Annotated in this window: 21 protein-coding genes; 10 read left to right on the forward strand and 11 right to left on the reverse strand. The window is 45.9% G+C overall.

The genetic code is table 11. The features are described 5' to 3' along the window. Window positions 1-35 precede the first annotated feature (35 nt). The 3 genes from ACJJI4_RS10145 to ACJJI4_RS10155 all read left to right on the forward strand — a co-directional run bounded on the left by ACJJI4_RS10145 (window position 36) and on the right by ACJJI4_RS10155 (window position 3,832). Window positions 36-2,363 carry a TonB-dependent receptor gene (locus tag ACJJI4_RS10145; protein ID WP_444927978.1) on the forward strand — a complete coding sequence of 776 codons (2,328 nt, stop codon included), beginning with the start codon at window positions 36-38 and terminating at the stop codon, window positions 2,361-2,363. Between the two features lie 165 nt (window positions 2,364-2,528). Further along, complete coding sequence (locus ACJJI4_RS10150) at window positions 2,529-2,744, forward strand: hypothetical protein (protein ID WP_413662157.1); 216 nt, start codon at window positions 2,529-2,531, stop codon at window positions 2,742-2,744. 530 nt (window positions 2,745-3,274) lie between these two features. After that, window positions 3,275-3,832: a hypothetical protein gene (locus tag ACJJI4_RS10155; protein WP_157953999.1), complete on the forward strand. Its 558-nt coding sequence runs from the start codon at window positions 3,275-3,277 to the stop codon at window positions 3,830-3,832. A gap of 170 nt (window positions 3,833-4,002) precedes the next feature. Here ACJJI4_RS10155 and ACJJI4_RS10160 read toward each other — a convergent pair whose 3' ends face one another. The 6 genes from ACJJI4_RS10160 to ACJJI4_RS10185 all read right to left on the reverse strand — a co-directional run bounded on the left by ACJJI4_RS10160 (window position 4,003) and on the right by ACJJI4_RS10185 (window position 9,473). Continuing rightward, window positions 4,003-4,488, reverse strand: coding sequence for a DUF6702 family protein (locus ACJJI4_RS10160; protein WP_444927979.1), 486 nt, complete (start codon window positions 4,486-4,488; stop codon window positions 4,003-4,005). Between the two features lie 107 nt (window positions 4,489-4,595). Next, entirely contained in the window at window positions 4,596-6,959 is a 2,364-nt protein-coding gene (locus tag ACJJI4_RS10165) for a M1 family metallopeptidase (protein ID WP_444927980.1), read from the reverse strand. Between the two features lie 121 nt (window positions 6,960-7,080). Continuing rightward, complete coding sequence (locus ACJJI4_RS10170; protein WP_444927981.1) at window positions 7,081-8,121, reverse strand: CobW family GTP-binding protein; 1,041 nt, start codon at window positions 8,119-8,121, stop codon at window positions 7,081-7,083. Continuing rightward, window positions 8,121-8,588, reverse strand: a complete 468-nt coding sequence (locus ACJJI4_RS10175) for a Fur family transcriptional regulator (RefSeq protein ID WP_282933007.1) — start codon at window positions 8,586-8,588, stop codon at window positions 8,121-8,123. Before ACJJI4_RS10175 ends, ACJJI4_RS10170 begins: the two co-directional genes overlap by 1 nt. 3 nt (window positions 8,589-8,591) lie before the next feature. Then, entirely contained in the window at window positions 8,592-9,101 is a 510-nt protein-coding gene (locus ACJJI4_RS10180; protein WP_444927982.1) for a ZrgA family zinc uptake protein, read from the reverse strand. 9 nt (window positions 9,102-9,110) lie between these two features. Next, window positions 9,111-9,473 (reverse strand): MerC family mercury resistance protein, encoded by a 363-nt coding sequence (locus ACJJI4_RS10185; RefSeq protein ID WP_444927983.1) that lies wholly within the window; start codon window positions 9,471-9,473, stop codon window positions 9,111-9,113. A 124-nt stretch (window positions 9,474-9,597) separates the two neighbouring features. Here ACJJI4_RS10185 and ACJJI4_RS10190 point away from each other — a divergent pair, with 124 nt between their 5' ends. From ACJJI4_RS10190 to ACJJI4_RS10200, 3 genes are all read left to right on the forward strand, one after another. Then, window positions 9,598-10,017 (forward strand): TraR/DksA family transcriptional regulator, encoded by a 420-nt coding sequence (locus tag ACJJI4_RS10190; protein ID WP_444913174.1) that lies wholly within the window; start codon window positions 9,598-9,600, stop codon window positions 10,015-10,017. A gap of 315 nt (window positions 10,018-10,332) precedes the next feature. Further along, window positions 10,333-10,488, forward strand: a complete 156-nt coding sequence (locus tag ACJJI4_RS10195; RefSeq protein WP_282933011.1) for a hypothetical protein — start codon at window positions 10,333-10,335, stop codon at window positions 10,486-10,488. Further along, a complete protein-coding gene (locus ACJJI4_RS10200; protein WP_444913175.1) occupies window positions 10,463-11,449 on the forward strand; it encodes an alpha/beta hydrolase in 987 nt (328 codons plus the stop codon). The genes ACJJI4_RS10195 and ACJJI4_RS10200 overlap by 26 nt, the downstream gene beginning before the upstream one ends. 393 nt (window positions 11,450-11,842) lie before the next feature. On the opposite strand, the gene ACJJI4_RS10205 is transcribed toward ACJJI4_RS10200, so the two are convergent. After that, complete coding sequence (locus ACJJI4_RS10205) at window positions 11,843-13,093, reverse strand: anthrax toxin-like adenylyl cyclase domain-containing protein (protein WP_444927984.1); 1,251 nt, start codon at window positions 13,091-13,093, stop codon at window positions 11,843-11,845. Window positions 13,094-13,827: 734 nt separating this feature from the next. Further along, entirely contained in the window at window positions 13,828-14,733 is a 906-nt protein-coding gene (locus tag ACJJI4_RS10210; RefSeq protein WP_444927985.1) for a LysR family transcriptional regulator, read from the reverse strand. A 258-nt stretch (window positions 14,734-14,991) separates the two neighbouring features. Here ACJJI4_RS10210 and ACJJI4_RS10215 point away from each other — a divergent pair, with 258 nt between their 5' ends. The 4 genes from ACJJI4_RS10215 to ACJJI4_RS10230 all read left to right on the forward strand — a co-directional run bounded on the left by ACJJI4_RS10215 (window position 14,992) and on the right by ACJJI4_RS10230 (window position 18,761). Beyond that, entirely contained in the window at window positions 14,992-15,960 is a 969-nt protein-coding gene (locus ACJJI4_RS10215) for an LLM class oxidoreductase (RefSeq protein WP_444927986.1), read from the forward strand. 3 nt (window positions 15,961-15,963) lie between these two features. Further along, window positions 15,964-16,782 carry an SDR family NAD(P)-dependent oxidoreductase gene (locus ACJJI4_RS10220; RefSeq protein WP_444927987.1) on the forward strand — a complete coding sequence of 273 codons (819 nt, stop codon included), beginning with the start codon at window positions 15,964-15,966 and terminating at the stop codon, window positions 16,780-16,782. A gap of 33 nt (window positions 16,783-16,815) precedes the next feature. Further along, window positions 16,816-17,661 (forward strand): enoyl-CoA hydratase/isomerase family protein, encoded by an 846-nt coding sequence (locus ACJJI4_RS10225; RefSeq protein ID WP_444913179.1) that lies wholly within the window; start codon window positions 16,816-16,818, stop codon window positions 17,659-17,661. Window positions 17,662-17,762: 101 nt separating this feature from the next. Beyond that, window positions 17,763-18,761, forward strand: coding sequence for a zinc-dependent alcohol dehydrogenase family protein (locus ACJJI4_RS10230; RefSeq protein WP_444927988.1), 999 nt, complete (start codon window positions 17,763-17,765; stop codon window positions 18,759-18,761). A 154-nt stretch (window positions 18,762-18,915) separates the two neighbouring features. On the opposite strand, the gene ACJJI4_RS10235 is transcribed toward ACJJI4_RS10230, so the two are convergent. From ACJJI4_RS10235 to ACJJI4_RS10245, 3 genes are all read right to left on the reverse strand, one after another. After that, the gene (locus ACJJI4_RS10235) at window positions 18,916-19,251 is read right to left on the reverse strand and encodes a DUF6488 family protein (RefSeq protein WP_444927989.1); all 336 of its coding nucleotides are present in this window, start codon (window positions 19,249-19,251) and stop codon (window positions 18,916-18,918) included. Between the two features lie 45 nt (window positions 19,252-19,296). Continuing rightward, on the reverse strand, window positions 19,297-19,845 hold the full coding sequence (locus ACJJI4_RS10240; RefSeq protein ID WP_444927990.1) for a hypothetical protein: 549 nt from the start codon (window positions 19,843-19,845) through the stop codon (window positions 19,297-19,299). Window positions 19,846-19,909: 64 nt separating this feature from the next. Then, a complete protein-coding gene (locus tag ACJJI4_RS10245) occupies window positions 19,910-20,605 on the reverse strand; it encodes a HupE/UreJ family protein (RefSeq protein WP_444927991.1) in 696 nt (231 codons plus the stop codon). Window positions 20,606-20,623: the final 18 nt, after the last annotated feature.

Consider the following 20,623-nt stretch of genomic DNA (forward strand, 5'->3'; position numbering starts at 1 on the left):
GCACTTGGACGTAAAAATCTTATAAGGAATAACTCATGAAACTTACTGCGAACCTTTTCGCACTGATGACCCTATCTAACCTGGCCCATGGGATTTCCGGCCAGGTATTAGATTCTTCTGGAGAGCCCATCTATGGCGCTAGTATTGAAGTCGCGGGAAGTAGACAGCAGGCACAAACAGATGCGCAGGGCCGATTTTCACTTGAGGTGAATACTTCACAGCTCCGCGAGATCCATATCAATGCCCCGGGGCACAGCCATAAGACAGTAATTTTACAAGCTGGTCAGGATGAGCCCCTGAAGGTTACCTTGCAACACACTGTTATCGAGCAAATTGACGTAACAGCCACGCCATTACATGCTTCGACCATTGAATCAGCACAACCAGTAACAGTGGTAGCCGGCGAAGAGCTGCGTCGAAAACAAGCCTCCACTTTGGGAGAAACCCTCAAGAATGAAGTAGGGGTTCATTCCAGTTACTTTGGACCAGTAGCCAGTAGTCCCATTATCCGCGGACTCAACGGCCCCCGCGTTCTGATTACCCAAAATGGGCTCGATAGCGCTGATGCCTCCCGAGTTGGCCCAGACCATGTCGTCGCCACTGAGACCATTACTGCAGAGCAGATAGAAATCCTGCGGGGGCCTGCCACTTTATTTTATGGTTCAGGAGCCATTGGTGGCGTAGTCAATGTTGTAGATGAGCGGATCCCTACCTCTAGTGAAAACAGGACCGCTTACTCGCTGGGCAGCAATACCGTGGCAGATGAGCGCGAAGCCTCGCTGACTCATACCGGCGGCAATGATCAGCTGGCGTATCACGTGGACAGCTTCTGGCGCAAAGGTGACGACTATGAAATTCCCACCTCAAGCGACTATGGCGAAGAATCCAGTGGGGTATTAGAGAACAGTGACTCAAAAAGCAAAGGGTTCAACATCGGTGGCAATTGGTTTTTAGATAATGGTTCAATCGGCCTTGCCTATGGACGCCTGGAGCGAATTAACGGTATTCCCGGGCACAGCCATTCGCACGCTGAAGAACATGAGGAACACGAGGAAGATGAGTCAGAGCATCATGACGAGCATGAAGAAGAGTTAGAAGTAGTCTCTGACTTGAAACAGGACCGCTGGCAATTGGCTAGCGAACTGTCACTGGATAACCCATGGTTGAGCGGCCTGGATGCCAGAATTGGCTACACAGACTACGAACATTCTGAGATCGAAAACAACGCTATCGGTACGACATTCAGTAATCAAACACTGCAAGCACGGGTCAACCTGCTGCTGCAAGAGATGGCCGGCTGGCGTGGTGCAATAACCCTGGAAAGCAAAACCACCGATTTTGAAGCAATAGGCGAAGAGGCATTCACTCCGCCGAGCACAACGGAAAGCTCAGCGATTGGGCTAATACAGGAAAAGCACACGGGAGAGTTCCTATGGCAGTTAGGAGCCCGAATCGAAAGAGTCACTATCGAAACCACCGATGATGACTGGGAGGGGGGAAATCTCGATAAGTTAGCTTTCACACCCTATAGCTTTTCTGCCGGCTTGGTCTGGGACATTGCTGCTAATTACAATGCCGGCATCTCTTTTACTCACGCCCAACGAGCACCCAGTGCCGCTGAACTTTTTTCTTATGGTCCCCATATTGGCACCAGCACCTTCGAAGTCGGCGCACTATTTAGACTGGATGACACAGAAGAGCCCTATTTTTACTACGAGAACAATGTTGAGGAAGAGGTTTCCAACAACATTGACCTCAGTTTTCGCCGGCATTCCGGAAATATCGGCTGGGTGCTGAATCTATTCTACAACCAGGTTGATAATTTCTACTACGAGCGAAATACGGGCTACACCAGCGAAGATATTGAAGAGCATGGTCACGATGAGGAAGAAGAGAGTCACGATCATGGCGAATTACCCGTTTATGTCTTCGATCAAGCTGATTCGACACTCTACGGGCTAGAAGCTGAATTTGCCTGGCAAATATCCAAGCCACTCACATTAACACTGTGGGGAGACACTGTTCGTGGAAAGTTAGATGACGGAGGTAACCTGCCTCGCATTCCACCTGCACGATTGGGCAGTATGTTAAGTTATAGCTCCAATGGATGGGATGCAGGAATTGAGATTACGCACGCGTTTGAGCAAAACAAAGTATCAGAACTGGAAACCAGCACCGCTGCTTACACACTTTTGAATACTGAGCTTGCATACACTTTTCAAGGAAGCCAACACGACCTCACCGTTTACCTGAAGGCTAACAATCTAACTGACGAGTTAGCTTACGTGCATTCATCCTTCCTAAAGGAACTTGCTCCACTGCCGGGGCGGAACTTTAGTGTTGGATTGCGAGGCATGTTTTAGTCAGGGAAAGGCTTTAGTCAATCAATCAAACCACCAGCAGTAATCATTGCCGGTGGTTTTTCCATTTTATAAATTGCCCTCAATAAGAACTTAGATAAATCCCTGCGTTTTCACAAGAACTTCCCTTAGGGCCCGTAGGCACCAAGAAAATAATTAGGAGTTATTATGACCCAGCCAGTAGTACCAGAGAATTTCAACGCTTGGCTACATTGCATTACGGTAGAGTGCGGCATCGAACTAACACCAGAATTTGTTGATGAGCGCATCAATGCACTGCAGGACAACAAGAATTACCACACCCGTAATTTTATTCTCTTATACGGGCAAGAACACCACCAGAAAGTACTCAGCTGGTTTAAACAAGTACGTGAAGGAATATAACCCCGGAGACAACCAAAAACCACCAAAACCAAAGGACACAATAGCCTCGACTGGCATTATGTGACTCCAGATTAATAGTTTTATAAGGAAACCCAAACACCCTACCCATCGATGCGGATAATTTAAGAAAGATTTACATCTAGCTATTACTCCAACCTAAAACAACCATAGCGACCTCAACTCAACTGCCTTTACAAGCAACATGAAGCCGTTAATAACATCCAGAAATTGATACCAGAGATCACAGTTACTCAAACTAAAGATCTGAAACGGAAATTACGAAAATGAAACCCCTGATACCAAGTAGGGTTTTACGACTTGCCGCCTACAAAGCGCGGCCATTTAATCAAAAAATATAAAATAAAGAGTCGCATCTAGAGATTGCCATTAGCCGACTAAAACACAGCATTACAAATAGCACTTTTTTCTAACAGTTAGGTCCGCCATTCATTTATCATGGCTTCAATGCGATTCATTTGGTGCATTAACATTTAGAAAACAACTTCTAAGCATAAAAATAAGGAACAAAAATGCCACTAATGACCTTAATCCCTGAGGGGCAAACACCAGGTAGAAGAACGCGTCTGTTAGCTGAGGCGATGGGAAATGCGAAACCCGCTTTCATGAACGGCACTCTGACAGGACCAGAGCTTTCCCTTTATACAAAACTAAGCAGTTTGCAATGCTGGGACGCTGCTCTCTACTGTGCCTGGAGCGCCAAGGGTGTAAACTGCCCAAGTGTAACCATGGACAACAAAAACTATAATGTTACTGGTAACAATAACTACAATAGAATTTTTGGAGCCACCCCCAGAACCCGATCAGTTAATACTCTGCACGATTTAATGACCTTGCCGGAGGGCTGCTTCGTTGGTTTTCTATCAAATTTAGGAGTTATGAGACATGTAATGATTCATACCTCAAATGGTCATGGAGCAGGCAATAAAAGTGACTGTGTTTTTACTGATGGAAATACAGGCGGTTGGGAGCTACTAGATATGGCTCATTTTTTTGGTAAAGATAGTAATCATAACGGCAACTCCCATACAACCATGATATATATGCCGGTAACGGGGCAAGTGATTTAACTTTTCTCAAGAGTGGACGTATAGCCTATTGAGCTATTCTGCTTTTGACTGCATCAGTTCAGATTTGATCTGACAGTTACCGGTTTTCAAAAGGCCTTCTGTCAGGTCAACCCTGAACTACAGCTCTTCAGACAAGCACAAAATTAGATGCTATCTGATAAATTTCCAGCTTATAAGGCAAACTCTACCCTACTCCCACCTGGTTTTAAGGTGTAACTTTGGGTTTTCTTACCTCGATTGACATTTATAGTATTCACTTGATCCTGCTCAATTTCCATAAGCATTGATTGCTTAACACTCAATTTTTTGCTGGAAATATCTACCAAAGGTATTTCCTGATATATCCAGATGTCATGAACATCGGACTCCACACCTACCCAATTGAGCTTCAACAACTCACCATTTTCCTGGCTAATCTGGAATCTTGAATTGACATAGCTCTCCATCTGTTTTTGTGCTTCATTCAATTCTTTACTGGCACTTATTGATAAGGCCTTTTCAATATCAGCAACAAAAAAACGATGGGAGACCTCCAGTGTTTGAGTGCGCTCGTTTACGGAGAGGTCGGTCAAACCAAAATGATAGCGATGTGCATTTGCCTGGAGTGTAAATATCGAGGTCGTTACTATCAATAAGAAGGAAAATAAAACTTTCATCAATTACTACCACAACACAATGAATGTTTCAGGTGGATACGTTAAGTAAAGAGCACTAAGTGCAGCTCTCCAGGCCCACTGCCGCAGAGCTGCACTTCTTCCAAGGCTTAATCTTCCTCTTCAAGCTCTACATCCCAATCCTTCATCAAGTTACGCGGCTTCTCATCCTTAAATAGCTCCAGGCGAGACTTGATAATTCGGCGTGGGTAGAAATTGTTCTCCACATTAACATCTGCTGTTTCCCAGTGGGGGTCGAGCACTACTGACTTGAGTACCTTGCTCTTGTCCCGCACCAGCATCTTGGAAGTTTTCTTAGCATTGCGAGTCCAGATTTCCGCAGGGATACGTAAGTCCTCAATACTTCCATCTTCATATTCCAGGCGCAGGAGTAACGGCATTACCAAGCCGCCAATATTGCTAAAGTCCATTACATAGACATTGCTCTCTACTTTGAGCATGTCCTTTTCCCAGTCCTCAAGCCCTTCAAGTTGGCTTTGGTAGCTATTGCGGTCCGCATTGGAGACATCAAATTCATCGTGCTTGTTGTAGAAGTCTTCCAGCTCCGGCTTACCATCAACGATGCGAGTCAGCTTTCGTTCGCGGTTTTCAATTACAGTGATAGTGTCTGGCTCATTTTCATGCTGGGCCCGTTTCCAGGGACCTTCCACTTCAGGGTTCTTGGTGCCTACTGTGTAATGGTGGACCGCATCAAGGCTGATATCGACATTATCGGTAGTATAGAACCAGCCACGCCAGAACCAATCAAGATCCATACCTGATGCATCTTCCATAGTGCGGAAAAAGTCCGCAGGCATAGGGCGTTTGAACTTCCAACGCTGGGCATATTCCCGGAAAGCAAAATCGAACAACTCACGCCCCATAATGGATTCACGCAGGATATTCAGTGCAGCTGCAGGCTTACCGTAGGCATTGTTACCAAGCTGAAGCACAGACTCCGAGTTCGTCATGATCGGAACCTGGTTTTCACTCTTCATATACTCGACAATTTTCCGTGCATCGCCACGGCGGGATGGGTACTTCTCTTCCCATTCCTGTTCAGCCAAGAACTGTACGAAGGTATTCAGGCCCTCATCCATCCAGGTCCACTGACGCTCATCAGAGTTGATGATCATAGGGTAATAATTGTGCCCCACCTCATGAATGATCACAGAGATAAGCCCATACTTGGTGCGGCGAGAGTAAGTACGCTTGCTGCGGTCCTCCTCATCAATTTCAGGGCGCGGACCATTGAAGGTGATCATGGGGTATTCCATTCCCCCCACAGGGCCATTGACGGAAATAGAGACCGGATAGGGATAGTCAAAACTGTAGCGGTTATAAATATCTATTGTATGAATAATGGACTCTGTTGAGTACTTGTCCCACAGTGGAGCGCCCTCTTCCGGGTAGAAGGACATAGCCATCGTATCGGTTCCACCCTTCTTGTAACCCTGTGCGTCCCACAGGAATTTACGTGACGAAGCCCAAGAAAAGTCACGTACATTCTCAGCTTCAAATACCCAGGTTTTACGCTTATTTGAACGACTTTTTTCGTTCTCCAGCGCTTCATCCTTAGTGACAATCATCACAGGCTTACTGGCTACTCGAGCCTTTCTCAAACGCTCGCGCTGCTTGGAGGTCAATACATCCTTGGGATTTTGAAGAACACCGGTTGCAGCAACGATATGATCCGCCGGCACCTCGATAGCAACACGATAATCCCCAAACTCCAGCGCAAATTCGCCGCGCCCCAAGAACTGCTTGTTTTGCCAGCCGCTAACATCGTTATATGCAGCCATACGAGGGAACCATTGGGCTATCTCGTATAAGTAGTTATCGTCGCGCTCAAAATATTCATAACCGGAACGCCCACCCAGTGCTTTCTGCTCAATAACCTTGTAAGCCCAGTCAATCTGGAAACTCACGCTGGAACCTGAGGCCAGAGGCTGGGGCAAGTCAATTCGCATCCCGGTATCGACAATAGTATGGCTAAGCTCCCTACCCCGAGTGTCAGCCACTTTAGTAATCTGGTATCCGCCTGGGAATTCACCGGATACTACTGCACGACGAAAACTCTTAAATGGAATGGTGTCCGGTTCAATAGCTTCCATATCAACCGGCGTCGCCAAATTACCAGAGGAATTTGGCTTGAAGCGATTTTGATCCAGTTGCACCCACAAGTAACGCAGGGTGTCCGGCGAATTATTGGTGTAAGTGATAGTCTCTGAAGCAGTGATCAGTTGCTTATCATCATCCAATGAAACCTTGATATCGTAGTCCGCCTGCTGCTGCCAGTAGGCATGACCAGGGGCTCCCGAAGCTGTGCGATAGCTGTTAGGTGTCGGCAGTAGCTCCTCCAACTGGCGGAACTTATCACCGGTAACATTGAGGGGGTCTGCGGCAAAGCTGCCCGAGGTTCCGGACATAGCAAGCCATGCCACAGTTAAGCGGCCGAGTAATTTTATATTCATTGGTTTACTTCAGAGATTTACGTCAGATTAAAACTTTACGGAATACGGCCGCGAAAAAATGACCGAATTTATGCAAAAATTTCTAATAAGCCAGGCCAGATTTGAATACCTGGCCATATAGCTATTTGGATTCGTAAAACACTTTTGTTTCGGTACCCTGGTTATCCGCCAGGGCAGCGATCCAGGAGCTCTCCATTGCATCCCAATCCAAACGCGCTTGGTTAATCGCCTCTACCCGGCTTTCCAATGTGTCATCCAGCTCTAAAACTGTAAGCACTTTGTCAGCCTTATTAAATCCAAATACACCTTGCTCGGTAATAAATACCCCCTTGATTCTCTCAGCGTCAGTGCCACTGAATAGTGAAAAGAGCGCATCATAATCAAATATAAATTCAGGGCTAAAACGCCAGCCACAGCTGTAGTAACCCTCTCCGCTATTCTCTGAGCGGAGATAGCCACACTCCGGCAATAGCTCAATCTCATCCGCCGCCTGAGTTACTGGGTGGTGGTGGTCACTCCCCGACGAGACCTGAAAACTGCAGGGCAGTTGGAGCCAATCCAATTCGATACGCCCCTGCTCCACCACTTGCAGCGGTTTTTCAGCGCCCTCACCTAAGAACGAGAGAAATCGCTGAAGGTTTTGCAAGTCTTCGGGGCCGTAGAGATCAGACTTATTAGCCACTACCAGATCAGCAACTTCTAATTGCTGCCGAAAAGTCTCACTACGTAAGTAGCGGTTATCTTCAATACAGCGAGCATCGACCAAAGTTAGCGTACCGCGAAGGTTCAACACACCGCCGCGCACTGCATCAGACAAAGCCGCCAGCACCTCTCTAGGGTGCCCCAGGCCTGTCGGCTCAATTATTAATCGATGGGGCCTGGCCTTAGCCAGTAACTGGTTTAAAGCAACCTGCATCGGCAAACCAGCAGCACAACACATACAGCCGCCAGGTACCTCTCGAATATAAATATTGCCTTCCTGTTCTGGTTCAAAAAGTGCGCCATCAACGCCCACTTCTCCAAACTCATTGACCAGAACAGCCCAGCGCTCATCAGCGGGCTTACTTTCCAGGAGATGCCGGATAGCCGTTGTCTTGCCGACGCCCAAAAAACCAGTGATAACGTTGGCAGGTACCCCGCGTATTAACTGACTAGCTGCCACTAAGCTGCATCCCGGCTGCACTCATCACAAACACAATCCAGCTCCAATTGGGATGTCTGGAGATGATATCCAGCACTTTCAACCGTATCCCGCAATGCATCAATGACTTCGGGCCTAATGCCAATTTCCCGCACTTTGCTGCAGCGATTGCAGATTAAAAACTGTGGAGTCTGGTGGCTGTGGTCACAGGCAATATGAGCACAGGCCAGGTACTTGTTTTCTGAATTGAGTTTGTGAACCAGGTTCTCTGCTGCCAGAAAGTCCAGCATTCGATAGACTGACATGGCGGGAATTGAGTCGCCAAAGTCACCATTGTAATGCTCCGCTATTTCATAGGCAGAGAGCGGAGTTTTTGACCGCAACAACACGGTAAGAACGTTCTTACGCTTTTCAGTCAGGCGGGCACCTGAACTGCGACAGGTTTGTTCCGCCACACTCAGGGTCTGTTTGATTTGGGATGCTTTCATAGCCTATTTCATTTGCAATTTGTTGTCTTTACCAGTGAGCAGTTCAGCCCCCTGACGACCGGAGCTGATCCATTGCACTGCAATCCCATGAATACCGGGAAACCTCTCAAACAGGGTAACAATGACACTGTTGAACTCTGCCAGATTATCACACTTGAATTGGTAACTAGCACGGAAACCACTGTGCACTGAGTTGTCACTGGTAACTTCTGCGCTATATGGCGCCTTAACTTCCACACTTAAGGGATGGCACTGAGCACCGACAAACTCCAAAAAATGGTCTGGCTTGGATAGATTAAAAGCAACCTGTTCTAACAGCCGCTCTTGAGCATCGTTACGTGGCGCATGCTCAAATCCCACCAGGTCGACTGTGGGCGACTCCAGCTCGACACTGATTCTGTCTGCTTCGGCCACCAGGTACATCATCGCCTTACCGTGAATATGACTTCCCATTTCCCCAGCGACTGGACCGGCCCAAAACAACGCAACAAACAATGCTCCTGCAAGTTTCATGACCCTCACCTACTCGACTAAAGCATCCCGATAAATCAAGCGCAGGTTTACCCAGTGGGCAACAATCAATAAGCCTGCACCAAGAACACTGGCAACTAGCTCCCATACCCCCTCGATATATAGCGCACCAACCAATAGCAATGCCCCGGAGAAACCAACAATCATTACCGCGTAGCGCTGATGGCGTCGGCAAGAGGCTGGGAAGCTGGCCAAGGCCAGAATTACCACGGGTACAAGCAACAGCAAATGGAGAAACTGGTCCTCTTGTAAAGCACCCAATATCCCCAAACCTCCCAATACCGGTAACAAAGGAGTCAAAAGACAGTGCAGCAAGCAAAGCCCAGAAGCCAAAATTCCTAAAGTATCTCTCACAACAATCCTTTTAATCTACGAGAACCCAAGACAACCACATACACTTCAGCCAATATGATGATATGTTATATCATAAATTTAATATTTCAAGTCAACGTGAGCTATGGAACAGGGGATTCATGGAATGCCAAAAATCAGTGAGCAAGAACTGCTGGGGATGCCCGCCTCAGACTATATGAACGAAAAACAACTATTCTTCTTCCAGCATCGTCTAATGGAATTGAAAAGCGACCTAATGGCAGAGGTTGAACAGGGACAGCAGGCTATTGCAACCACGAACCTTGCCTTAGCTGATGACCTGGACCGAGCGGCCGCAGAGCAGGAGAACCAGCAACACCTACGCTTTACAGGCCGCAAGCATCTACTTCTGCGCAAGATCCAGCGGGCATTAGAGAAGATTAAAGATGGCACTTACGGGTACTGTGAGATAAGTGGGGATCCGATCGGTTTGCAGCGACTGCTATTAAGGCCCACTGCAGAACTCTCTTTTGAAGAAAAAAGTCGCCAGGAAATGCTGGAACGCAACTACAGCAAGCAAAGGTAAGCACCATACTCGGCCTCACGCTTTGCTGTGACTAGATATAACACCGTAGCACCTTGAGGAATGGAGGTATTCATGCTGCCTTAGAGGATAGCCGACAGCCCTCTCAACCAAAGAAGGGGTTTAGTGGTCACTTTAGTTATTCGGCAAAACCCTAGACTCCCAACATAAGTGGCACATGCTAGCCTAGAAGAAGTACAAGCCGGCTCAAGTAATTAGTACTCATCTTAGGCGTACGCTGGTTCGAAACACAATACCTCAGCAGACTCCTAAGCCCCCTTCGCAAAACAAGGGCAAAAGTTGGAAAAGCCCTAAATTATGAACGAAGTACCCCTCACAGCAGGTTTGCAGGCAGAAGAACTGGTTGCCTATATGGCACATATCAAAGGCAAGAGAAAAACGAATAATCCTGCGAGTAAATTACCGCAACCTCCTAAAGTCAAAAACCATGAAAACCAAAGTATCTCTAATTGAAGTACTCGCCATTACCTTAACATGCTTAGCTACTTCAGCCTGCTCCCAAAGGATCGCAAGCTTTATAGACAATGCTGAAGATTATTCTTTTAACAACAGAATAACTGCCGATCAAATTAAAGACTTAGACTTCAAAAAAGACAAATATTGCCCACTGCAAAAAAAGAACTGTATTAGCTATTACTATGGTCCACCTTTAACCGATAACAAACTTCAGTACTCCGTAAAGCATGGAGAAGGCGACAAAGAGAACAATGTTAAAATCGATTTAACCAGAAACTCTATGGAGCGGAGTTACGATGGTACCGTAATCTTATTGCATGGATTTCGCACATCAAAAGATTTTATGATCAATTCAGCTTTATACTTCCGTTTTCTTGGGTTTCAGGTTGTTGTTCCAGATCTTCTCGGTCATGGTGATTCAGGTGGCAATAAAAAATACGGGGTGGATGACAGCAATTATATTAACCACCTCATTGACAATTTAATTAAAGAGGGCGTCATTAAAGATGAGGATATTTATATTCTGGGAAATTCGATGGGCGCACTAACGGCAGCCCATATCTCTTCCCAACGACAAGACATTAGCGGAATTATTCTTTCGGCTCCAATGCCATCATTTGATGAAGCTGTGTACAATTATGCAAAACGTGACCACCCACTACTTAGCAAAATTATCCCTGAAAAAGACTTTCGCAAGGGTGCAATTCTGGCTCTAGAGAAAGCCAAAATCAATCTGGATGACACGAAGATAACACCACTCCTAAAGTCCTCCAAGGTTCCAACACTACTAATACTCTCAGATTCAGACCAAATATCTCCTTATGTGGATTATGAAAACTTGAAAAAAGACAATGTAAAGTTAATTAAAATTATTGGCAGATATCACCCAAGCATGAATACAATAGGAGAAGTTGAACATAAAGAAATTATTAAATGGCTTAACAGCACTCAAAGTTAGTTACACAAAAAATTGAGAACAAATTCCTATTTTATCTTTGATGTCAGTTTAGTACTATTCCGTCTCCCCCCTTACAACCTTGCGCATTCCACGAGAGCTACCACCTGAAGTAGAAACCCCTTGTCAGACTTTCAAGTAGATTGATGCTCTATGAATTGCTCCACAAGCTTATGGTGAGCTTGACTAGATTGGAGCACCTCACTTGACTGCCGCCTGGATAAATGTATTTGTTTCCGCACACACCCTCTCTCTGTATATATTGAACATCTCAAATATACACAGAATCATCTACTTTACCTAAAAGGACCGCTCCAAAAACGCTGTTGACAACCAGCCACCGGAGAAGTAGTGGCTACTTTTCAAGTAACCACAGACATCGACATAATAACTCTATTAAGCATTGTACCAAGGTGGAACGATCCACTGACCAAAGTGCCAGTCGCGAGGTACAAATCTTCCATACCCTTGCCCCAATCGGTCGGGCTTATTATTGGTAGGGTTCATTGCCCAACCCTCTGCCAAAGTGACATGGACACCATGTATTCTACACATTGCGATAAATTCTCTAAAAGCCTGCAAAGTTTGAATAACCACTTCACTGCGAGCAGGAGTAAATGCAATAAGGGGTAAATCTATGTCATTGACATAGGGACGCGCGGCTTCATCACTGTGCCAAAGTACATTTCTTCTGGGGAATGGCCCCCAATGCCCAGCTCCAGCTCTCGGGTTGCGAATGCCACCAATTGTGGAATTGAGTGTCTGGCTTACTTCATAAATCCGATTAGTTATATTACCCAGTTTAGTGCCTTGCCCTTGGGTAGTGAAATTTCTCTCCAATTGATTTTCGATATGCTGGCGCTGCGACCAAGCTTGAGCAGTGCCGAGAATACGGCGATCATCTCCATATCGATCAAACCTCTTTGCCCCCTGCTTAAATGGCCAAATAGCAAATAAGTCGTAATCCCCGGTAATGGCATTCAGAGGGTGCTCATTTCGAAAATGACGATGCTCCACTGGATTGGTCATCGCCAGTAGCGGCTCATACATGTCTTTGTACTTAGTGTCATACTGAACAACGATATTACCCCGCTCCTGGATAAAACCTGACTGTCTGCTCTTTTCCTTATCAACATAAACACCCCACATATCTCCCAAGCATGTGTTAACCCTGATAAGAGAATAGTGAAAAGTAATGCCACTGGGGTGGCTGGCTATACCTTCGTAACGATCTTGAGTTTTTCTTGTAACATTGATCTTTCCGTTCTGAATCAGCCAATCAACCCGTTCCTGATGCAAGCGAAGCGGTGTTGTTGATGCAGTCCATCCCGCGCCAGAGTTGTTATCAGTGAATGCCTCTTGATGCTGGGCGCGGTTATAGGCCGCTTTTCTCATCCCGTGTTTATTTAACCGGGGGTCTCGTAAAACAAAACCAGCCATCGGCCCCCAATCACATGACTTCCCATGAATCCTAAAGCCCTTTGTATCATATCCCTGCTCAAGTAATTGAGTACACGTTGGCCCTGTTGCGCGAACGATGATAACGCAACGGTGAGATGCTGCAGTAGTTTTAAATGCGTCTGCATGAGAAGCCGGGCAGCCTATAAGGTTTTGGCGCAATGCAGCATTGTTAAATATAAGGTCCATGTATTAACTTCCTGTTTCGGGGCAGCCTACATATAAATTTCGATCAGCTAAATAAATGCTATTTATAGAAATTTATTACGATGAATGTAAAACTACTAAATCTATATTTTGTGCCTCTAAAAATAAGCACTAATCCGACTACTATTATCAAATACGCCAAGGTTAAGAACTTGCTCACCGCCCTTAACCCTGACTTGTTTATAGGCCTGCATCTGTGAACACAAACTGAATTAATCTTTTGAATCCAATTAATAAAGCCAAATTCTTAGGAAGCTTGGCTTGAAAAATGCCTTACACAAAATTCATACGCAAAGGAAAGGCTGAAAAAATATCAAAGTCCGTGGATCGTATGACCTAAAGTATCCAAAAGATTCCCAGTTTGTTCTAAAACTTAAGCCTACACGCAGTTCGCAGTACGGCCTTTAGGTTTTGGGCATATTTTTTTAGATTTTGGCCTTTTAAATTGAGAGGGATTGGTTTATACAACTGAAGTATCACTACTAGACGTATAAGATATCTTGTAAATGGATATATTCTTAACAGATAGAGAATTTACCAGACTAGAAAAGGGAGGCCGCATCAAGCCGTGAATTATTACCTGAAAGAAAAAAGACCTCTAGCTGAGCACCGAGATCTTCCCCCTTAAGGAGCGAAATTAATCTACCTATGCTATGCAGAACAGAGCTTGCGCATACCCATGTGAAGTGGATTCCTTTTGATGAAGCAACAATCTACTATTCCCAAACCGGCGGTTTTCCGATTTTCTCAATCAGGTAGTCAATAAAGACTCGCACTTTAGATGTCAGAACATTGGACTTGGGGTATACGAGCCAAATGGCTGATTGATCATCTATATAATATTCTGGCAGCACTCGAACCAGGGAACCCTCCAAAATTTCTGCTTTGATATTCCAGACAGAACTCATGCAAATTCCCACCCCTGCTTTTGCAGCGATACGCATGCTGGCGCCATCATCACAAGTCACCCGAGATTTGCTGTTTGAAGGTGGGAATTGATAAGTAGTCTGATCGCTCGCAGATATGAGTTTCCTGGGTTTTGAATTGATAAAGGCCAAAAGCTGATGCGCAACTAGGTCTTCCGGCTTTTCGGGAACACCATATTTTTTCAAATAATTGGGAGAAGCGCATAGAACTCGCTTGTCATCCGCAAGCTTCCTACCAATTAAGCTGCTGTCTTCAACCGCATAATTGCGCAGCGCCAAATCAAAGCCACCCTCGATAAGGCTGACTTGTGTGTCTGAGAGCTTCAGCTCAACATTGACGCCAGGGTACCTTTCCAGGAATTCAGGCAGGATAGGCGCGATAAAACGCTGAACGAAAGTGCTCGATGCCGCAAACCTGAGTGTTCCGCTCACGGAGGAATTTCCACGCCCCAGCGCAGCAAATGCCGCATCCTCTTGTGCGATGATCTCCCGGGCAAAAGGCAGGAACTCCTCCCCCTCTATGGACAGTGAGACCTTGCGGGTAGATCGATGAAAAAGGTCCGCCCCCAGCTGAACTTCAAGCTTCGACAAGCGGGCGCTGGCTACAGAGGGAGCCAATCCAAGCCTTCGCCCCGCAGAGCTTATATTCAGCATCTCTGCGGCCAGCACGAATAGCCGAACCCCATTTGTATCCACTTATTATCTCCAAAAACCGAATTCTAATTCCATTTATACGTCGTTTATACACCAATTCCAATGATTTAGTCTTGAATAATAGATCGAGCCAGTACTGATTGACGACTGGCCTAGGCTTTGTGGGAGATAAAAGATGCATGTGCGAGTGTTTATGAACGGCGGCACAAAAATTGGCCAGGCCCAAGCCGCTGATAGTGATCTAGTTAGCACCTTTGGCCGCCAAGCCTCTCCTATCCGGTAAGCATAGGAGCTACCTCAGTGCACTCTCAATACCAAGCTCAAGGTGGCTCTTTTGCTAGTATCAATGCCGGTTACAACGCTGTATTTAGGCCAGGTAAGCTCACGGTGGGACTTGTGGTTCCCATAGAGAATTACGCCACGAATCCGGTTCCAACAATGCTTAATCATGTTGAAAAGGTTCGACTTGCGGAAGAACTGGGGTTTAGTGCGATTTGGCTTAGAGATGTCCCCTTCAATGTGCCTTCTTTTGGCGATGCGGGTCAAACTTTTGACCCATTCGTCTACCTTGGGCTGCTCTCAGGCCAGACATCGAAAATTGCCCTCGGCGTAGCCAGCATCATTTTGCCCTTACGTCACCCAGCGCATATCGCAAAAGCTGCTGCCTCTGTTGATCAAATCTCAGGCGGGCGCTTAATTCTAGGGATCGCCAGTGGCGACCGTCCGGAAGAATATCCTGCGATGAATGTTTCGTATCAGGAGCGAGGGAAACTGTTCCGGGAGAGCTATAAATATATTCGCCGTGTAGCAGAGCCCTACCCCCAACTTCAGAGTTACTTTGGAGCAATTTCGGGCGATCTGGACATATTGCCCAAACCAGAAAAAACAAAGCTGCCTTTATTGATAACGGGCTCCTCTCAGCAGTCCCCAGACTGGCTCTTTAACAACGGGGATGGTTGGATCACCTATCCTCGCCCACACATCACGCAAAAACAATTTATTGGCCAATTGAGAGATAACTCTGCCATTGACAAGCCAGTGATGGAACCTCTTTATATTGATATAACTGAAACTCCGGATGCCCTACCACACCCCATACACTTGGGATATCGACTGGGAATTAACCAATTATACCAATACCTTAAATCGCGAGAAGAGATCGGAGTTAACCATGTTGCTCTTAACCTCCGATTTAACCGGGTAAATATTGAAGAAACACTTGGAGCAATTTCGGAGTTAATTCTCCCACATTTTAATGAAAAGGAATAACAAATGCGAAAGACCATTTTGTTGACAGGCGGTACTGACGGTATCGGATTAGAAACTGCAAAAATACTGGCAGCAAAGGATCATACTTTGCTCTTACATGGCCGCAGCGATACAAAACTAGAAAGTGCAAAAGAAGCAATAAAGCAAAGCTACCCCAAGGCCCACATAGATACATTCCTAGCAGATTTATCCAATTTATCAGATGTATTAGCACTGGCCTCAATGGTAAAAGTTCAATATTCAAATATTGATGTTCTTATCAATAATGCCGGCGTATTTAAAGTACAGAACCCAATAACCGACACGGGTTACGATGTTCGTTTTATCGTAAATGCTATTGCCCCCTACTTGTTAACGACACAGCTATTGCCGCTGTTTAGCGCCAATGGCCGCATTATTAATCTATCCTCTGCAGCGCAAGCAACTGTGAACATCGAAGCGCTCAAAGGCCACCAACAAGTATCCGACAGCGACGCTTATGCTCAAAGCAAATTGGCTCTCACCATGTGGACCTTCCAGCTAGCCCAATCACTTGGTAACAAGGCCCCGCAATTTATCGCAATCAATCCCGCCTCATTTCTGGGTAGCAAAATGGTGAAAGATGCCTACGGAACTCAAGGGAAAGACTTAAGTATCGGCGCCAACATATTGGTACGGGCGGCACTCGATGATGAGTTCTCAAACGCTAGCGGTAAATACTTTGACAATGACATAGGCAATTGGTCCCAGCCGCACCCAGACGCGCTTGATGTGAAAAAGAGAAAGGTACTTATTGAAGAAATTGAGAACACTCTCGACAAACTCGGCATTAAAAATACCTAAGACGTTAACGTATTCAATTAAAAGGAATTCACCATGAAATATGAAGGTTTTACCACATTCACGGCGAAGCAAGATGACGGAATCCTAACTGTGACATTTGACTTTGGTCCCGTGAATGTCCAAGGGCAAGAAATGCTGGCCGACTTAAACAGCCTGGCAATGCGCCTGGAACGGGATCGAGAAACCAAAGTCGTTGTGTTTCAGTCGGCAAATCCGGAAGTTTGGGTATGTCATTACGATACTGAGTTACTGAAAGATATGTCTGACGAAGCTGTATCTCGCGAAGAAGCCCAACTATTGGATTTACAGGCTATCTGTGAACGCATCAGTAAGGTGCCCCAAGCAACGATCGCCAAACTAGAAGGCTTCGCTAGAGGTGGTGGCCATGAACTGGCCTTGGCACTCGATATGCGTTTCGCAGCCCGAGGAAAATATAAATTCATGCAAATGGAAGTGGGTATGGGAATCCTCCCCTGTGGGGGAGGCGCATCAAGGATGGCTCGGCAGACAGGACTGGGTAAAGCGCTGGAGATTATTCTCAGCGCCCGTGATTTCGATGCTGACGAAGCGGAAAGCCTCGGCACAATCAACAAAGCACTAGAGCCAGATGAAATTGGCGAGTATGTCGATAGCCTAGCGAAGAGAATCGCTCAATTTCCAGCAGAATCAATCAATGCCTGTAAGCAGGCGGTCTATGAGTCCATCGATAAACCTATCGGTGAAGCGCTAAAAGCGGAGGCCTATTGGCTGTATCAAGCAACCAGTAAAACACCTGCGCTAAAACGCTTCTCTATCGCAGATGAACAAGGGTTGGAACACGATATTGAAAATCAGCGGAACTGGAACCAACTGGTTATGGATGTACAAAAAATAAACTAGCAGTAGCAATTGGGCATTCGATGATTTACAGACTGCGATGCCCTACTTACTTCGGACACTTAGACAAAACTCTACAGAAAGTACACTTTTTGGGAATCAAAATGAGAGCAATGATTGTAAATACCTTTGGCGGCCCAGACGTATTTGAAGCTGCTGAAGTACCCAAGCCGACCACCAAAGCTGGCCATGTGCTGATTAAAATATCAGCAACCAGCGTCAATACCGTAGATACCATGATTCGCCAAATGGGACCTGCATTACCCCTTTCACCGAAAGCCCCGGCAATATTGGGTATGGATTTCGCTGGTGTTGTTGAAGAGATTGGCGAAGGTGTAACCGATTATCAAGTGGGAGATGAAGTCTATGGCTGCGCAGGTGGACTGGCTGACTTGCCGGGAACATTAGCCGAATATATTGTTGCAGACGCGAACTTAATTGCCCTGAAACCCGAGAACCTGACCATGCGGGAAGCAGCAGCTTTGCCCTTAGTAGGCATAACCGCCTACGAAGGGTTACAGCGTGCGGGGGTTAAGCCTGGACAAAGTGTTCTTGTTCACGGTGGCTCGGGCGGTGTGGGTCATATAGCTGTACAACTGGTTCGTCACTTTGGTGCTGATGTTTACTCAACAGGTTCCGGAGATCCTCAACTGGCAATGATTGAAAAACTGGGGGCAACGCCGATTAACTACCGGACTGAGTCGGTTGAGTCATATGTACTGAAGTACACCAACGGAGCAGGCTTCGATATAGTATTCGACTCAGTCGGTGGTGCAAATATAACGAACTCTTTTGAGGCGGCAAAACTCAACGGCCAAGTAGCTACTACCGTTTCCATGGTAGAACTTGACCTGACGCCTGCTCACTTTAAAGGCTTGTCTTTGCATGTCATTTTTATGTTAATTCCAATGCTACACAATTATCACCGTGAGGAACACGGACATATTTTAAAAGCACTAAAAGCCATTACTGAAGCAGGCGATCTCAAACCTGTGCTTGATGAAACTTCTTATAGTTTGCCTGATATTGGCAAGGCCCATGAACGGCTGGCAAGTGGGCAAGCTATGGGGAAAGTTGTTGTAAGTATTGAGTCAACTGAGTAACTGGCAAATTGGATAGTCACCTCTATCAACAGGGTTTATTACCAAATCTACCTACTTAATAACACAAAAAAACAGCTATAACTCTTGCTCGAGCCAGGCTATTAAAATAATAGGTAGCGGCGAATCTGCCGCTACCTGAACATAAACCTATCAGTTAACGATTCACCACTTCGAAAGAAAGAAAATATCCTTCAGCACTCAGGAAGACTTGCAACTGCTGGTTCAAAACACCGCTCTGCTCTTTCGCTGTAACCACCCACTGTCGCTGGTTATCAACACGCTGTATTGCAGCATTGAGTGGCATGTCGGCCCAGGACTTGTTGAGCTTGCCCTCTTTGATTAGGCGAGCCACTTCCTGGCTGGCGATGCCCTTAGCCTCAGCCATCGATACGGTAGCAAAATTGTCTCTCTCGTGATCACCATGGGCGAAAGCAAGATTTGCGAAGCCTAAGGTAACTGATACACAGATGACTCGAATAAGTTTGTTCATAATGCTCTCTTTCTTCTCGGTTTTAGCGAATGTTGATAAAAAACGTTACTGTTTGAGTCCAATAACCTCGTAGAACCCCTTTGTTTTTAGAGTGATCTTCACAGATTCCTGACCGTTATTCTTCCAATACCAGCCATGGGAACCATCAAAAGGCGTAGTGAGAGAGCCACTCATTTTATTTGCGGTAGCAATAGCAAAGCTCTCAAAGTAGCCGGTAGTATCGCCTGTGGGTTCGCCGTGAAAATCAAAGTAAAGTTCACCACTCTCCGTTACCCACTCATATTCCAGATGGCCGTATTTATCCAATTGAAATTTGTATTCAATCCCACGGCCAGCGGGCACTTCAATAGTTGTGGTGTCAGTCCGATAAGCAAAGGTCTGCTCACCGCGCTGCACTATTTCTGGTACAGCAATTCTCTGCTCTTGACTGTTTAATTCAGTCAGCCCCAGTGCTCTGCCAATTCCAGTAGGATCTATATTATATTCAGCTGGCAGGATTACTGTGGTCAACATAATGGCTGCAAGCACGCCAGCAGCAAGTGTGGATTTAATCAGCGTTTGTGCAGTCTGCACTGGCATTTCAGTTGTATTCATTCTGTAAGCTCTAAATCTGTGTTCTTTCTATTCAATTAACTTTATAAAGTCACTTTCTGGCTATCTAACCTACGAAGTAGCCTGTCACCTGGTAACCCACCAACATCAGTCCACCACTCATTAGTAAGGTATTTGTCATGGTGGAAAAGCGCAGGAAACTGTCAAAGCGACGCCAATAATTGATGGCGAGAAGAATAAACAGCAACGCAACAAACTGACCAATTTCTACTCCGACATTAAAGGCCAGGATATTCTCCACCAACCCATCGCTGGACAGCTTGAACTCCTGTAATTTGGTTGCCAAACCAAAACCGTGGAAGAGTCCAAAAATCAGTACGGCAGCCTTGGTATTAGGCTGGAAGCCAAAAACCCGCTTGAAGCCGCCGAGATTATCGAAGCCTTTATAGACAATGGATAATCCAATAATGGCATCGATCAAATAGGCATTCACATGGGTGTCGTTAAGCACTCCAAATAAAAGGGTTAAGCTATGACCGAGAGTAAAGAAGCTTACATAGATAAGAACATCTTTTGATCGATATAAAAAGAAAATGACTCCCACCAGGAACAGCAGGTGGTCATAGCCAGTCACCATATGCTTGGCGCCAATATATAGAAAGGGAATAATAGATACCCCTTCGTTGCCGGCAAGAAAAGTCTTGGTAGCATCGTCCACTCCATGGGCAAATAGCGGCATAGATATCACCATACCTGCTATCAGCGCCATCAAGCCGAAAACTGTTTTTAAACTATTGTGCAACGTTACTATCTCCCGTTA

It is taken from the genome of Microbulbifer maximicatervae (SeqCode) (genome assembly GCF_052467305.1).

Coding starts and splice junctions, on each gene's coding strand:
- ACJJI4_RS10145 (WP_444927978.1), top strand. CDS start 36: ATGAAACTTACTGCGAACCTTTTCGCACTGATGACCCTATCTAACCTG.
- ACJJI4_RS10150 (WP_413662157.1), top strand. CDS start 2,529: ATGACCCAGCCAGTAGTACCAGAGAATTTCAACGCTTGGCTACATTGC.
- ACJJI4_RS10155 (WP_157953999.1), top strand. CDS start 3,275: ATGCCACTAATGACCTTAATCCCTGAGGGGCAAACACCAGGTAGAAGA.
- ACJJI4_RS10160 (WP_444927979.1), bottom strand. CDS start 4,488: ATGAAAGTTTTATTTTCCTTCTTATTGATAGTAACGACCTCGATATTT.
- ACJJI4_RS10165 (WP_444927980.1), bottom strand. CDS start 6,959: ATGAATATAAAATTACTCGGCCGCTTAACTGTGGCATGGCTTGCTATG.
- ACJJI4_RS10175 (WP_282933007.1), bottom strand. CDS start 8,588: ATGAAAGCATCCCAAATCAAACAGACCCTGAGTGTGGCGGAACAAACC.
- ACJJI4_RS10180 (WP_444927982.1), bottom strand. CDS start 9,101: ATGAAACTTGCAGGAGCATTGTTTGTTGCGTTGTTTTGGGCCGGTCCA.
- ACJJI4_RS10190 (WP_444913174.1), top strand. CDS start 9,598: ATGCCAAAAATCAGTGAGCAAGAACTGCTGGGGATGCCCGCCTCAGAC.
- ACJJI4_RS10195 (WP_282933011.1), top strand. CDS start 10,333: ATGAACGAAGTACCCCTCACAGCAGGTTTGCAGGCAGAAGAACTGGTT.
- ACJJI4_RS10200 (WP_444913175.1), top strand. CDS start 10,463: ATGAAAACCAAAGTATCTCTAATTGAAGTACTCGCCATTACCTTAACA.
- ACJJI4_RS10205 (WP_444927984.1), bottom strand. CDS start 13,093: ATGGACCTTATATTTAACAATGCTGCATTGCGCCAAAACCTTATAGGC.
- ACJJI4_RS10220 (WP_444927987.1), top strand. CDS start 15,964: ATGCGAAAGACCATTTTGTTGACAGGCGGTACTGACGGTATCGGATTA.
- ACJJI4_RS10225 (WP_444913179.1), top strand. CDS start 16,816: ATGAAATATGAAGGTTTTACCACATTCACGGCGAAGCAAGATGACGGA.
- ACJJI4_RS10230 (WP_444927988.1), top strand. CDS start 17,763: ATGAGAGCAATGATTGTAAATACCTTTGGCGGCCCAGACGTATTTGAA.
- ACJJI4_RS10235 (WP_444927989.1), bottom strand. CDS start 19,251: ATGAACAAACTTATTCGAGTCATCTGTGTATCAGTTACCTTAGGCTTC.
- ACJJI4_RS10240 (WP_444927990.1), bottom strand. CDS start 19,845: ATGAATACAACTGAAATGCCAGTGCAGACTGCACAAACGCTGATTAAA.